We start from the raw sequence: 13,991 nt of genomic DNA, 5'->3' as shown, positions 1-13,991 counted from the left end.
CGAGGTCAATCGTAATCAAGCACGAAAAGATTAACTATTCGGTTAAACCGACTCAGCATGAAGCCTGGCACGAACATCCTGAATGATGCCTCTGCGCCCAAGGCGGTAAATTTCCCCCGCTAATGTCGCATACAACGCCTTATCTTTATCAGAGGAAATACGTATCATTATTAATCTCATTGCCAAAGCGTATTAAAGGTAGCAGACCCTGCGCGAATTCCCGCTTGTGGATACAAAAGTGTGAGCCCTGTCGGGCTTTTTCGCCACCCACTACCCCAACTCTTGCGTCCGTTCACTATTTGTTCGTCTTACTGTCATCCGGCAGTCATATAAAACACCATTAATAGTGCCCAGTTGACTGACGAACCTGGACGCATTTATGAACAGTTCTCTGGCTGCGGTTGCAGAAACCGAGTTTCAACCGTTTACGCCCCCCTATACCGACCGGCAACGCAAGGTCCTGAGCGTACGTAACCTGAGCAAATCCTGGAACGCGCAGCAAACCGTCCTGGATAGCATCAGTTTCGATCTTCATGCGGGCGAACTGGTTGGCGTGATTGGCCGTTCCGGCGCCGGTAAATCGACGCTTCTGCACCTTCTGAACGGCACCCATAGCGCCAGCGGCGGCGAGATCCTGAGCTTCCCAGAAGTGGGGACGCCGCAGGACGTATCAAAGCTGTCAGGCCGCGCGTTAAACGCCTGGCGCAGCCGGTGCGGCATGATCTTTCAGGATTTCTGTCTGGTCCCGCGCCTCGACGTTTTGACCAACGTGCTGCTGGGGCGCCTGAGCCAGACTTCCACTCTGAAATCCTTATTCAAAGTCTTCCCCGACGCCGACCGCGCCCGCGCGATCTCCCTGCTGGAGTGGATGAATATGCTGCCGCAGGCGCTACAGCGGGCGGAAAACCTCTCCGGCGGCCAGATGCAGCGCGTGGCCATTTGCCGGGCATTAATGCAAAACCCCGGTATTTTGCTGGCCGATGAACCGGTCGCGTCTCTTGACCCGAAAAATACGCAGCGAATTATGAATGTCCTGCGCGAAATTAGCGAACAGGGCATCAGCGTAATGGTAAACCTGCATTCGGTGGAGCTGGTGCGTGAATATTGCACGCGGGTTATCGGCGTGGCCAAAGGCCAGATTAGTTTTGACGACCATCCCACGCAGCTGAATCAGGAAATTCTGCACCGGCTGTACGGCGATGAAATTAGCCAATTGCATTAAATTTCACTCACACGGGCAAAATAATGAAAAAGTACATCACTGGCGCAGTTCGTTTATCCGCAGCGGTTGCAGGCATTATGATGGCGTGGCAGGCAGGCGCTGCTGAACAACCGAAGGAATTAAATCTGGGCATCCTAGGCGGTCAGAACGCAACGCAGCAAATTGGTGATAACCAGTGCGTTAAACAGTTTCTCGATAAAGAACTCAACGTCGATACGAAGTTGCGTAACTCGTCCGACTACTCCGGCGTGATTCAGGGATTGCTGGGCGGAAAAGTTGACGTCGTATTAAGCATGTCGCCGTCGTCGTACGCTTCGGTTTATATTAACAATCCTAAGGCCGTCGATATTGTCGGGATTGCCGTAGATGATAAAGACCAGTCCCGCGGCTACCACTCGGTGGTGATTGTCAAAGCCGACAGTCCGTATAAAAAGTTAGAAGATCTGAAGGGCAAAGCCTTTGGCTTCGCCGACCCGGACTCCACTTCCGGCTTTTTAATTCCGAACCACGCCTTTAAACAGCAGTTCGGCGGCACCTCGGATAACAAATATAATAACTTCTTCTCCAGCGTGACCTTCTCCGGCGGCCACGAGCAGGACATTCTGGGGGTGCTGAACGGCCAGTTTGCCGGCGCGGTGACCTGGACCTCCATGGTCGGCGACTATAACAGCGGCTACAGCGTCGGCGCCTTTAACCGCCTGATTCGCATGGATCACCCGGATTTGATGAAGCAAATTCGCATTATCTGGCAATCGCCGCTGATCCCGAACGGTCCGATCCTCGTCAGCAATGCCCTGCCGGCGGACTTTAAGGCCAAAGTCGTTACCGCGATTAAAAAGCTCGATACTGACGATCACGCCTGCTTTATCAAGGCGATGGGCGGTACTCAGCATATCGGCCCGGGCAGCGTGGCTGATTTTCAGCAGATCATCGATATGAAACGCGAGCTGGTTAGCGCGCGTTAATCCCGCCCCTGACGCCGCCGCCCGCGGGCTATCGCGGGCAGCGGCGACTCGTTGAAGACACCGCGACGCATGAATAACACCCATACCGAATTCGAACGCTATTACCAGCAGGTCCGCTCGCGACAAAAGCGCGATACCTTGAGCGGATCCCTGCTGCTGCTGGCGCTCTATTTTGCCGCCGGCAGCATGGCCGAGTTTAATCTCTTTACTATCTGGCACTCGCTGCCCAACTTTTTCGACTACATGTTTGAGACGCTGCCGACGCTGCGCGTCGCCGACCTGTTTGCCGATTCGCATACCAAAGGTTCGCTGGCTTACTGGGGCTATCGTCTGCCGATACAGCTGCCGCTGATCTGGGAGACGCTGCAGCTGGCGCTGGCGTCCACGCTGGTGGCGGTGGCGATAGCCACCCTGCTGGGGTTCGTTGCCGCCAGCAACGCCTGGTCCCCTGCCCCGCTGCGGGTTGCCGTCCGCGTGCTGGTGGCTTTTCTGCGCACCATGCCGGAGCTGGCGTGGGCGGTCATTTTCGTGATGGCTTTTGGTATCGGGGCGATACCGGGCTTTCTGGCATTGATGCTGCACACCATCGGCAGCCTGACCAAGCTGTTCTATGAAGCGGTGGAGAGCGCCCAGGATAAACCGGTGCGCGGCCTGGCCGCCTGCGGCGCGTCGCATCTGCAGCGTATTCGCTTTGCCCTGTGGCCGCAGGTGAAACCTATTTTTCTCTCCTACGGCTTTATGCGGCTCGAAATTAACTTCCGCTCCTCAACGATCCTCGGGCTGGTGGGCGCGGGCGGCATCGGCCAGGAGCTGATGACCAACATCAAACTGGATCGTTACGATCAGGTCAGCATCACGCTGCTGCTGATTATTATCGTGGTATCGCTGCTGGATATGCTGTCCGGCCGCCTGCGGCAGTGGGTTCTGGAGGGAAAAAAATGAATCAGTGGCAAAAACAACCGGATATCGCCGCCAGCCGCCGCCAGCATCGGCATTTATATCAGGCCCAGGGGCGCTATCTGCGCTATGTCGGCCTGCTGGCGCTGGCCAGCGTGCTCTATTATGTCTGGTTCTTTATGCAGTTCGGCATCAGCGGCGGGCAGCTCGCCGCCGGGCTGCAGCAAATCAGCCGCTATCTACTGCGGATGTTCGTCTGGCACGACTTTTTCAACTGGCCGTTTCGCTATTACTTCACGCAAATCGCCATTACCCTGGCGATTGTTTTCGCCGGGACGCTTACCGCAACGGTCATCGCCCTGCTGCTCTCGTTTCTCGCGGCGCGCAACATTATGCGCGGCGTTGTTCCGGGGCTCATCGCCCTGCTGATGCGCCGCCTGTTCGACGTGCTGCGCGGCATCGATATGGCTATCTGGGGGCTGATTTTTGTCCGCGCCGTTGGGCTCGGGCCGCTGGCCGGGGTGCTGGCGATTATCATGCAGGATACCGGGCTGCTGGGCCGTCTGTATGCCGAGGGGCATGAGGCGGTTGACCGTTCGCCGGGACGCGGCCTGACGGCGGTGGGGGCGAACGGTTTGCAGAAACATCGCTTCAGCATTTTTACCCAGTCCTTTCCGACGTTTCTGGCGCTCAGCCTGTATCAGATTGAATCGAATACCCGTTCCGCTGCGGTACTCGGTTTTGTCGGCGCGGGGGGCATCGGCCTGATTTATGCGGAAAATATGCGCCTGTGGAACTGGGACGTGGTGATGTTTATTACCCTGCTGCTGGTGGCGGTGGTGATGGCGATGGATACGCTGTCCGCCTGGCTGCGCCGCCGCTATATCGGCGGCAGCGCGGTGCCGCTGTTTAAAGCTGGTTAGTTTTTTCCCGGGTCGCGCTGCGCTTCCCCGGGGGGCCTGATATCGCGACATTCCCGGAGGCGGCGCATTGCGCCTGTCCAGGCTACCCAAACTGCACGAAAAAGTAGCCCGGGTAAGGCATTTACGCCGCCACCCGGGGGAAAATCACAGCCGCCACGCCAGCACCGGCCACCGGTGCTGCGCGTTCGCCGCCGCCAGCTGCGGGCAGGGATTGACCAGCCGTACGCGATCGGCGCGCAGGCACAGCGGCAGATCGTTAATCGAATCGGTGTAGAAGGTTATCTCACCCGAATAGTCGGGATGGGCCGCCAGCCACAGCTCAAGGCGCACGACTTTCCCCTGCTGATAGCTCGGCGTACCGGCAATCACGCCGCTATAGCCGCCGTCGGCCATCACGACGTCAATGCCCAGCGCCTGCTCGATGCCCAGCTCCGCCGCAACTGCCTGTACCAGCAGGCTGACCGACGCCGAGATCACCAGCATCTGCTCGCCTTTCGCCTGTAAAGTCCGAATCAAATCCCACGCCTGCGGATACACACGCGGCATAACCTCTTCGCGTACGCAGCGCGCCAGCAGCGCGTCCACATCCCGCTTTGCCACGCCAATCAGCGGCGCCTGGATCAGGGCCACGTAATCGGCGATATTCATTTCGCCGCGGTCGTAGTCCTCCATCAGCCGCGCTTCCCGCGCCAGGTAATCGGGATCGTTTACCCAGCCCTCGCGCACCATAAAGCGGCTCCACAGCGTACTGCTGTCTCCCTTAATTAACGTATTATCCAGATCGAAAATGGTCAGCGTTTTACCCATCGTTTATTTTCCCTTATCGGCCACGGCGCCTCGCGAGAGCATGCGCAAGAAAAATGACAGCAGAATGACCCGGACAAAACGTCCGAGATTCACGCATCAGTAAGGCTTTTTCCCGGGTCGCGCTGCGCTTATCCGGACTACAGCTCTACCGCCATTTGCCGAACGGTAGCCCGGACAGGTGCGCAGCACCGCCTCCGGGAAGCAGCTTCCCTTTTCACCCCCACACGCTCATCACCAGCAGGACGGCAATCAGCAATAGCGGATAAATTCGCACATGCCAGCGATCCGGTAAACGCGCCAGCCAGCGGGAGGCGATTTTTAATCCCAGCCAGCTTCCCGCCACCAGCTGCGCCGCCGCCGACAGCCAGATATTGCCGACAAACCCAGCCGGCAGCGCCACCGGCGACAGCCACGCCATCACCAGCCAGGTGAGCGTCGCCGTTGCCGCCAGCGGCAGCGTCAGGAGGTTGGCCATCGCCGCGGCTTCAGACATCAGCACGCCGCGACGGCGCATCAGAGGAACCGTCATCACGCTTCCTCCGACGCCGAGAAAAGAGGCGATCAGGCCAATGACGCCCCCTACCGTCAGTTCATGGGGCGCCGTCGGCACCACCCGGCTGGACGGCGGCGTCATAAATCCGGCGCGAAGGTAGCAATCGATAATGGTCGCCAGCAGGTAGATAACGAACAGCCAGCGGATCCACTCGCCGTTCACCTGAAGCGCCAGCATCGCGCCCGCCGTTCCGCCCACGGCAATGCCGGTGAGGATCGCCCATAAGCGGCGCCAGCGGAGGATACCGGTACGCGCGTGCCGCCAGGTCGCCAGCAGCGCGGAACAGAGCATAACCAGCGCCGAGGTGGCGACGGCGATCTGCATCGCCTGCTGCCCGACGGCGCTTTGCGCCCCCCAGCCGCTGGTTGCCAGTAAATAGAGCAGCGGGACGGTAACGAAACCGCCGCCGAAGCCAAAGAGCCAGGTCGTGATGCCGGAAAGTATGCCGCACAGAAAAAGCCAGTCGCTCATTGGAACGCCTCCACAAAAGGAGGTAACGATATAGAATAAGGCGATGGCCGGCTTACGCTTTAAAGCCAATCTATTACGAATTTCAGCCAGGGCTACACTTATGCGCAACGTTGCGATTAATGACGTCGACCATCTTCCTCGCCCGGTACTGGCGCTGGGCAGCGACTATCCGCCCAATACGCTACTGGAGCGCCACAGCCACCGCCGGGCGCAGTTTCTGTACGCCATGCACGGATTAATGAAGGTCGAAACCGATGACGGCCAGTGGCTGGTGCCGCCGTTCAGCGGAGTCTGGATCCCGGCGACGAAACCGCATCGCGTCTGGATGCCCGGCGTCAGCACCCACAGTCTGTATATTGACGCGCGGGACGCCCCGCGGGAAAGCGAGCGCTGCGAGGTCTTACAGGTCTCCCCGCTGATCCATCAACTGCTGCTGGCCGCCTGTCGGCTACCGCTGCTGTATGAAGAGAGCGGGCGCGATGCCGCCCTGATTACGCTGCTGCTCCATGAACTGCGCGCCGCCGCGCCGCTGCCGATGTTTACGCCGCTTCCGCAGAATAGCCGCCTCGCCGCGCTATGCGCCGATTTTCAGCGCCAGCCGAGCATCCGCAGTACGCCGCAGCAGTGGGCGCAAAAGCTGAGTAAAAGCGTACGCACGTTTAATCGGCTATTTCGCCGCGAGACCGGGATGGCGTTTTGCGACTGGCGCCAGCAGGCATGCCTGATGTACGCCATGACGGCGCTACGTGAAGGGAGTTCGGTTACCGAAGTCGCGCTAAGTCTGGGCTATGAGTATCCGGCCGCCTTTACCGCGATGTTCCGCAAAGCGATGGGCTATTCGCCGATGGCGTTTATCCGTCAGATCAACGGCGGACCGGCACACGCCAGTCCGCCGTAGTCGCGGATTATCCGGCTGCGCGATTCAGCCAGTCAAACAGCGTGTCCACCGAGAGCTGCGCAGGCGCGCGCAATGCTAGCTGCCCCGGTTTAATCAGCAGCAGCGTCGGCAGGCCGCGCACGCCGAGGTCGCTCGCCAGCGCCTGATGCCGGTCGGCATCCAGATAGCGCGTATCCAGTTGAGCAATTCGCGAGCTGAGTTTTCCCTGCGCCAGCAGCTGCCAGAGCTTGCGGCAGTGCACGCAGCGTTCAGCGCCAACGAACAGCAGCACCGGCCGTTCGCTCTCCAGTTCGCTCGCCGCGCCGATCGGCGTGAACGCGCTTTCCGCGACGCGGAACAGCTTCGGACTGCGGCGCAGGGTATCGTTATCGGTTGCCACGCACAGCGCATCGGCGCTTTTACTGTACGGCTGCACGCCCGCCACCCGGACCACGCTTTGCGCCGGTCCCGCTGCCGCCGCGCCGGGCTGGCGCAGGGTTCGTACATCGACCGCCGCAATCGGCGTCTCCTGCGGCTGCGCCAGCTGCGGGATCCAGCCGTAGGGAATGCGGTAGGCGCGATAGACCATATTGTTGTTCAGCGTCTTACCCCAGAACGGCGAAATATATTCCCAGACAATTTCGTGGTCGCGGGTCACTTCAAAAATGCGCCCGTTCGATCCTTCGTTAATCAGGGTATTGCCGTTTTCCAGGCGCTGCATGTTGCTGATGTACGGACTGTAAAAGCGGTACGAATCGGTCGGCTGCGGTAGATCCGCTTCATAGGGCGAGTAGCGCCATTCGATATCGAGGGTCAGCGGGTTGATCTCCAGGATCCGGGAGTAATCGCGCCAGGCGTTTTTCACCCCGTCCGTCGACGCCGGATTCGGCGCGCCGTATCCCGCCCAGCCGCCGTTATCGAAAATCAGGATATTGCCCGCGCCCGGCAGCCCCTGCGGGATCATATGCGCATGGTGCTGGCCGATGATCCAGCCGATGTGCTTCAGCTCCGGCTTGCTGTAGTCCGGGCCCAGCTGCCAGACGATCTTGCCGCTCTGTTTATCGATAATGGCGATAACGTTGGATTCACGGGCGTCCCAGATAATATTGTCGGGATGAAAACGTTCATCGCCGGCGTCATACCACTTATTCGGCCCCAGCGCCGACATCGAGTTGATATGCATCCAGTCGCCCATTCCGCCGCCGCTGGCGCGCATGTTCGGGTTGTTGTACAGAGCGGTGCGCGCCGCATCGTCAAAGCCTAGTTCGTGAAAATGGTCGCTGCAGCGCCACTCCCACACCACGTTGCCCTGCCAGTCAACTTCAATAATGGTGTCATCCAGCAGCAGCTTGTCGGAGATCGCTTCATTGACCAGATTGGTGTGGGCGAGGATCAGGGTATTGCCGCCATCCACCTGCGGCTCTAGCCCCGGCGCGTAGTAGCCCACCGGGTTGCCCGCACGCTGATAGTCATGATGCGCGCGCGCCATCCAGCGCGTTTCATTGCCCGGATCGCTCACCTGCTCATAGCGATCGAATTTCCAGGTGACGTTGCCTTCCCAGTCCACCTGGATCAGATCGAGCATATCCTGCATGCCGTAGCGCGGGTCGCGCTCGCCGCTATGGCCAAGGATTGCGCCGCCGGGCAGGATTTTATTGGGAAAGCCGTGCAGTTCAGGCCATTCGCGCACCACGCGGCCGTTCATATCCACCAGCACCGCGCCGTGTTCGGTGGCCTGGAAAAGGGTGTAGCCGCTCCAGGCGCGCGGCGGATCGTAGAGGGTGGCGCCGGTCGGATAGACGGAAGGATGTCCCATATATTGCTCCTTAAATAAAAGAATCAGGCAGTGGTAATCAGGTTACGAATCTGGCGGCAGGCGGCGCTAAACGAAGCATCATCGCGCTGGCGCGGATGGGGCAGCGCCAGGCTCACCACTTCCCGTATCCGCCCCGGACGCGGCGAGAGCACAACGACCCGGTCGGCCAGAGCGACGGCCTCTTCCACATCGTGCGTCACCAGCAGCGTGGTGGTTCCCGCGCGCTGGTGGATCTGTAAAAGTTCCTGCTGCAGGGTGTGACGCGTCAGGGCATCCAGCGCGCCGAAAGGCTCATCGAGCATCAGGATCTGCGGACGGGCCACCAGGCCGCGGGCAATGGCCACCCGCTGGGCCATCCCGCCGGAGAGCTGCGCGGGTAGCGCGTTGGCGAATTCGCTGAGCTGCACGCGTTCCAGCATTTCCAGCGCCCGCTGGCGCTTCGCCGCCCGGCTGAGCTTTTCATCCGCCAGACCGAGCATCACGTTGTCGAGCACGTTAAGCCACGGAAACAGCCGCGGCTCCTGAAACACAATGCCGCGCTCTTTGCCCACGCCGGTGACCGGCTCGCCGTTGATGCGAATCTCCCCCTGGGTCGCTGACTCCAGGCCCACCAGCATCCGCAGCAGCGTCGATTTACCGCAGCCGCTGCTGCCCACCAGCGCCACCAGTTCACCGGCGGCGATATCCAGGCTGAAATTCTGTAGCGCCGTTACCTGTTGCCAGGATTTACGCACGTGGCGAAAAGAGACCAGAGTCGAAGAGGTCATAGCTGCTCCTGTTGGCGCCAGCGGGTGACGCGCATTTCCAGTAAACGTCCGGCTTTATCCAGCGCCGCGCCGGTGATACCGACCAGCACCATGCCGCAAAGAATGGTGGGCATATCCAGCAGCTGCTGGGCATTGATCATCAGGCTGCCGATGCCAACGCCGGAGGACATGAAATATTCCGCGCCGATATTGCCAAGCCAGGCGTAAATCAGCGCCAGCCGCAGACCGGCGAAGATCCCCGGCGCCGCGCCGGGAAGAATGACTCTGCGCAGGCGCGCTACTTCACCTAACCGCAGCACTCTGGCGACCTCATCGAGCTGCGGGTTGCGCTGGAGCACGGCCTGCCGGGTGCTAAAAAACATCGGAAAGAACGACGCCAGCGCGATAAAAACGATTTTGCCGCCGTTATCGTTGCCCACCCATGCGGTCAGCAGCGGCAGCCAGGCAAACAGGGCGATATGGCGCAGCACGTTGAGCGTAGGGGTGAAGATTTGCCCGGCGCGCGGGCGCAGCGCCAGCAGCAGTCCGCAGAGCAGGCCCCCCGCAATCCCCAGCACGCCGCCGACAAAGGCCCGCCCGAGGCTTGCCAGCATCGCCGCGGTCAGCTCTCCGCTCAGGGCGCCCTGCATAAAGCGCGTCGCCACCGCCAGCGGCGAAGAGAACAACGCGCCATCGATCCAGCCCCACTGGCTTGCCAACTGCCACAGCGCCAGCAGGACCAGCGGCAGCTGCAGCGCCCGCCAGCTGGCCTGCGGTTTCCACGCCAGGCGTCCGGCGGCTGGCTGCGGCCAGAACACCAGACGGGCACAGGCGCGGTTCGCCGCCCACTCCATCAGCATGCCGCTCAGGCCAACCACCGCAATGGTGACGAAGACGATATCCAACTGAAACAGCTGACGGCCCCAGACCATCAGGTAGCCAATGCCTTCCGAAGAAGCCAGCAGTTCGACAACGATAAGCGATACCCAGGCCTGGGACAGCGCCAGACGCAGGCCGGTAAACCAGCCCGGCAGGCTGGCCGGGATCTCCAGCCAGCGCAGCCGCTGCCAGCGGGAAAAGTTCATCACCCTTGCGGCTTCGCTCAGGGTCAGCGGCACGCCGGCCACCGCCTGCTGCGTATTAATGGTCATCGGCACCACGGTGGTTTTGACGATAACCGCCAGCTTGAGGCCGTTATCAATGCCGAACAGCACCATAAACAGCGGGATCCAGCCGAGCGTCGGGATTTGCGCCAGGGCGTAGAACAGCGGCTCCACGCGCTGCGCGGCGGCCGGGACCAGGCCGAACAGCGCGCCGAGCAGCGTGCCGGCAGTGGCCCCCAGCAGCAGGCCAAGCGCCAGATGCTGAAGGCTGAATCCCCACTGCGCCAGCAGGTCGCCGCTCAGCAGCGATAGCGCGGTATCGGCAACCACCGACGGCGCGGGCAAAATTTGCTCCGGCATCCATCCTTCGCGAGCGGCGACGTACCACAGCAGCAGCAGTAACGCCGGCAGCAGCCACGGCCAGCCGTTAAGCCTGAAGCCCGGCCTGGCTGGGGCATCGGTTCTTAAGATCATCTGCGACATATCGGTCCACTTTTCGGCAAGTTATGTCGCTATCAAAACGTGACTTCCCCTTCGCCGCCATTGCGTAAGGCGAATAATCCCGATGCATCGAATGCATTTCAGCCTGCCGGGCGCGCGGCGTCTGATTTAGCTTTTTTTCACCCAAGCTTGGCGAATAAAAGCATTTAACACGCGGCCCGTGGGCTCTTTAGGGTGAGAAAAAACTCAAGGGAGCAACACGTTATGATGAAAGCATTTTTTAGCCGCACCTTGCTGGCGCTGGTGGCGGTCATTGGCCTGGCGGCAAGCGCCCAGGCCGAAGCGCTGCGCACTATCCGCATCGGCGTGCCGGACCAGAGCGCGGGCAGTAAACCCTTTATTGAGGGGCCGGTCGGCATGGCGTTTATCCGCCATCAGCTGGAAGAGGTGTTTAAACCGCAGGGCGTGGAAGTACAGTGGCAGTTTTTCAAAGGTGCCGGTCCGGCGGTCAATGAAGCGTTAGCCAACCGCCAGCTGGATTTTGTCTATCTCGGCGATCTGGCGGCGATTATCGGTAAGGCCAATGGCCTGCCGACGCGCCTGCTGCTGGGCAGCCGCGGTTCGGAATCTTATCTGGCGGTGACCAAAGCCTCGGGGATTAAAACCCTGACCGATCTGCAAGGTAAACGAGTGGCGGTTTATCGCGGTACGGCGGACCAGCTGGCCTTTGACCGTGCGCTGCAAAGCGCTGGCCTCAATGAGCGCAGCCTGCAGGTCATCAATCTTGACTGGAATGCCGGCAAAGCGGCGCTGGCGGCCGGTCGCGTCGATGCGGTGTGGGGCGGCGTTTCGCTGCTGGCGCTGCGCGGCGATAAGATTGATGTGGTCGTCAAAAGCGGCGATTCCGGCCGTCAGAACACGACTCAGGCGGGATTCCTCGGCACGCAGACGTTTATTGACGCCTGGCCGCAGGCGACCCAGCAGATTATTAACGTGCTGGTGAAGAACGCCGCGGAAATCAACGACCCGGCTAATCGCGACGCCTGGTCCGCCGAGATGGCGCAGCAGAGCCAGATCCCGCAGGCGCTGTTTCTCGAAGAGCTGCAGCCGCAGGATCTGAACTTTACCACCTCGCCGCGTATCGACCCGTTCCTGACCGACAGCTTTAGCAGCAGCGTCGATCAGGCGAAATCAGGACGCCTGATCCGCAGCGCTTTTGACGTCAGCCAGTGGGTGGACGGCCAGTTTGTCGAGCAGGCGCTGAAATCCCTGCGCCTGGAAAACCGCTGGCCACAGTACGACGCCAAAGGCCTGGCGAAAGACGCCGGTTAACCTCCCTCCTCCTGCGCCAGCAGCTGCAGCTGATGCTGACGATCGGTATGAAGGATAATCTCAATCAGCTTCTCCACCAGCGGCGGCTGCGCCGCGTGAACCGGAGAGATAATGGCAAACCGGGTCTGCATCAGCCGCCACTCCTCAGGCAGATCGCTGAGCTCCAGCTTAACCAGCCGATGGCTGTGCTGGCACAGCGCGAAGCCGTCCTCGCTGGCGAAGCTAATCGCGTTGGTCTGCGCGAGGGTGGCAAGCAGCGCGTAGATATGGTCGCACTGAATCGCCGGGGTAAAGTCCTGCTGCTGGCTGAGTGTCGCCAGCACCTTGCGCACGCCCGGCGGCAAATAAGGTGCCGCAAAGGGGTAGCGCAGCATCGCCTGGATAGAGACCGGCCCCTGTTTGGCCAGCGGATGGTCGGCATGGCAGACGAAAAAGCAGCGCTGCGGGCTGAGCGGCTGAACGCGCAGCTGCGGGTCGAGCTCGGCCTGCCAGCTGTCGGCGACCACAAAAGGGTAAAGCTGGGAGTTCAGCGCCTGATGCAGCGCCAGCCAGTTATCAATCTGAAAGCGCACCCTCGCCTGCGGTAAAAGGCGATGAAACCCGCCGACGGCGGCCGGAATCAGCCTCGCGGCAGGGGCCGGGCCGCAGCCAAAGGCGACCTCGCCGTTTTGCGCATCGTCCGCTTCGCGCAGCTGGCTGCTGAGCTCCACGTTCAGCTCCTGAAAGCGGCGGGCGTAGGGCAGCAGCTTTTGCCCGTGCAGGGTGAGCGTCGGTAGCTTACTCTGGCGGTCGAATAAAGGATGGCCGACGCTCTGCTCCAGCGCCTGAATGCTGCGGCTGAAGGCCGACTGCGACAGGCACACCGCCTCCGCCGCGCGATTAAAACTGCCGTATTCAACTAGCGCCACAAAGTTGCGCAGTTGGCGAAAATCCAGATGCATTGGCCGCCCCACTCTCTCTTTTAGGCTACAAAAGTACTGGAGCGCAGCCAGGCGGCGCAATGCCGGGATGATGAGGATTTTTCACCCAGTACGGAAGCCGAGTAGGCGTCCAGCATTCGGATATTTGTGAAATATTGTTTCACGAAGAAAAAAATTATTAATATGACAGGTTCGTTTTTTGCCATAAATAATCAGCGTTAATTATCACTGCGCGAACCGGCCTATATTATTTACGTAAGGTTTCGTAAATTTTGCGTTTGGTCATTCTGAGGCCGTAGCGAATCGGCTATAAAATATCACGGCCCGTTTTCAGTGACGAAAAACAATGATATGAAGCCCAGACTCTCTCACGCGCTACTATTTGTTCCTTTTTTGCTTTTGGCAGGATGTTCATCCTCATCAAAACCGCATAAAACCGCCGCCCAGAGTAGCCACTCGACCATTGACGGAGGTTCTGACGATCTGATCCCGGTGATCGCCGCGCTGCACGATCAGATGCATACCTGGGAGGGAACGCCCTACGAATGGGGCGGGACGGAGCAAAGCGGCGTCGACTGCTCCGGGTTTGTCTGGCGTACGCTCAAAGATCGCTTCAACTTGCCGATGGAGCGCATCACCACTCGCGAACTGCTGCACATGGGCGAGCGCGTAAGCCCGCGCCAGCTGCGGCCGGGGGATTTAGTTTTCTTCCGTATTAAAGGCGGCATGCACGTCGGCTTCTATGATACCGACCGTAATTTCCTTCACGCCTCCACCAGCCAGGGCGTGATGCGCTCTTCGCTGGATAATCCGTACTGGCAATCGGTATTCTACCAGGCGCGCCGTCTGCCGAAGGAATATAACGCCCAGATAACGATGAATAACGATAATCTGCATCTGGCGAAAAACCGTTAATCA

Annotated in this window: 13 protein-coding genes; 7 read left to right on the top strand and 6 right to left on the bottom strand. The window is 60.1% G+C overall.

The window, feature by feature from the left end; genetic code table 11:
* The first annotated feature begins 379 nt into the window (after nt 1-379).
* The 4 genes from phnC to phnE (BWI76_RS05895) all read left to right on the top strand — a co-directional run bounded on the left by phnC (nt 380) and on the right by phnE (BWI76_RS05895) (nt 4,007).
* A complete protein-coding gene (phnC, locus tag BWI76_RS05910; protein WP_004133767.1) occupies nt 380-1,222 on the top strand; it encodes a phosphonate ABC transporter ATP-binding protein in 843 nt (280 codons plus the stop codon).
* Between the two features lie 23 nt (nt 1,223-1,245).
* On the top strand, nt 1,246-2,187 hold the full coding sequence (gene phnD, locus BWI76_RS05905; RefSeq protein ID WP_029669800.1) for a phosphonate ABC transporter substrate-binding protein: 942 nt from the start codon (nt 1,246-1,248) through the stop codon (nt 2,185-2,187).
* Nucleotides 2,188-2,256: 69 nt separating this feature from the next.
* Nucleotides 2,257-3,129, top strand: coding sequence for a phosphonate ABC transporter, permease protein PhnE (gene phnE / locus BWI76_RS05900; protein WP_004132516.1), 873 nt, complete (start codon nt 2,257-2,259; stop codon nt 3,127-3,129).
* A complete protein-coding gene (phnE, locus tag BWI76_RS05895) occupies nt 3,126-4,007 on the top strand; it encodes a phosphonate ABC transporter, permease protein PhnE (RefSeq protein WP_004132520.1) in 882 nt (293 codons plus the stop codon). Before phnE (BWI76_RS05900) ends, phnE (BWI76_RS05895) begins: the two co-directional genes overlap by 4 nt.
* Nucleotides 4,008-4,151: 144 nt before the next feature.
* On the opposite strand, the gene BWI76_RS05890 is transcribed toward phnE (BWI76_RS05895), so the two are convergent.
* Together BWI76_RS05890 and BWI76_RS05885 are read right to left on the bottom strand one after the other, a co-directional pair.
* Nucleotides 4,152-4,814, bottom strand: a complete 663-nt coding sequence (locus BWI76_RS05890; RefSeq protein ID WP_004132522.1) for an HAD family hydrolase — start codon at nt 4,812-4,814, stop codon at nt 4,152-4,154.
* A gap of 214 nt (nt 4,815-5,028) precedes the next feature.
* Nucleotides 5,029-5,838: a sulfite exporter TauE/SafE family protein gene (locus BWI76_RS05885; protein ID WP_004132524.1), complete on the bottom strand. Its 810-nt coding sequence runs from the start codon at nt 5,836-5,838 to the stop codon at nt 5,029-5,031.
* A 100-nt stretch (nt 5,839-5,938) separates the two neighbouring features.
* Between BWI76_RS05885 and BWI76_RS05880 the strand changes: the two genes are divergently transcribed.
* On the top strand, nt 5,939-6,736 hold the full coding sequence (locus BWI76_RS05880; RefSeq protein ID WP_004132526.1) for an AraC family transcriptional regulator: 798 nt from the start codon (nt 5,939-5,941) through the stop codon (nt 6,734-6,736).
* A gap of 7 nt (nt 6,737-6,743) precedes the next feature.
* Here BWI76_RS05880 and BWI76_RS05875 read toward each other — a convergent pair whose 3' ends face one another.
* From BWI76_RS05875 to BWI76_RS05865, 3 genes are read right to left on the bottom strand one after another with little or no spacing between them, the layout of a single operon-like run.
* Nucleotides 6,744-8,531 carry an aryl-sulfate sulfotransferase gene (locus BWI76_RS05875; RefSeq protein ID WP_004132528.1) on the bottom strand — a complete coding sequence of 596 codons (1,788 nt, stop codon included), beginning with the start codon at nt 8,529-8,531 and terminating at the stop codon, nt 6,744-6,746.
* A gap of 23 nt (nt 8,532-8,554) precedes the next feature.
* Nucleotides 8,555-9,298, bottom strand: coding sequence for an ABC transporter ATP-binding protein (locus BWI76_RS05870; protein WP_004132530.1), 744 nt, complete (start codon nt 9,296-9,298; stop codon nt 8,555-8,557).
* Entirely contained in the window at nt 9,295-10,863 is a 1,569-nt protein-coding gene (locus BWI76_RS05865) for an ABC transporter permease (protein WP_064371484.1), read from the bottom strand. Before BWI76_RS05865 ends, BWI76_RS05870 begins: the two co-directional genes overlap by 4 nt.
* A gap of 222 nt (nt 10,864-11,085) precedes the next feature.
* Between BWI76_RS05865 and BWI76_RS05860 the strand changes: the two genes are divergently transcribed.
* Complete coding sequence (locus tag BWI76_RS05860; RefSeq protein ID WP_024359105.1) at nt 11,086-12,153, top strand: ABC transporter substrate-binding protein; 1,068 nt, start codon at nt 11,086-11,088, stop codon at nt 12,151-12,153.
* On the opposite strand, the gene BWI76_RS05855 is transcribed toward BWI76_RS05860, so the two are convergent.
* Nucleotides 12,150-13,094, bottom strand: a complete 945-nt coding sequence (locus BWI76_RS05855) for a LysR family transcriptional regulator (protein WP_004132534.1) — start codon at nt 13,092-13,094, stop codon at nt 12,150-12,152. The two genes, BWI76_RS05860 and BWI76_RS05855, sit on opposite strands and share 4 nt — an antisense overlap.
* A gap of 330 nt (nt 13,095-13,424) precedes the next feature.
* On the opposite strand from BWI76_RS05855, the gene BWI76_RS05850 reads away from it, so the two are divergent.
* Nucleotides 13,425-13,988 carry a C40 family peptidase gene (locus tag BWI76_RS05850; protein WP_004099299.1) on the top strand — a complete coding sequence of 188 codons (564 nt, stop codon included), beginning with the start codon at nt 13,425-13,427 and terminating at the stop codon, nt 13,986-13,988.
* Nucleotides 13,989-13,991: the final 3 nt, after the last annotated feature.

Source organism: Klebsiella sp. M5al, from assembly GCF_002090195.1.
Lineage (GTDB): Bacteria > Pseudomonadota > Gammaproteobacteria > Enterobacterales > Enterobacteriaceae > Klebsiella > Klebsiella grimontii.
The sequence above is the reverse complement of the archived record's forward strand: the minus strand, read 5'-3'. Positions and strand labels throughout refer to the sequence as shown.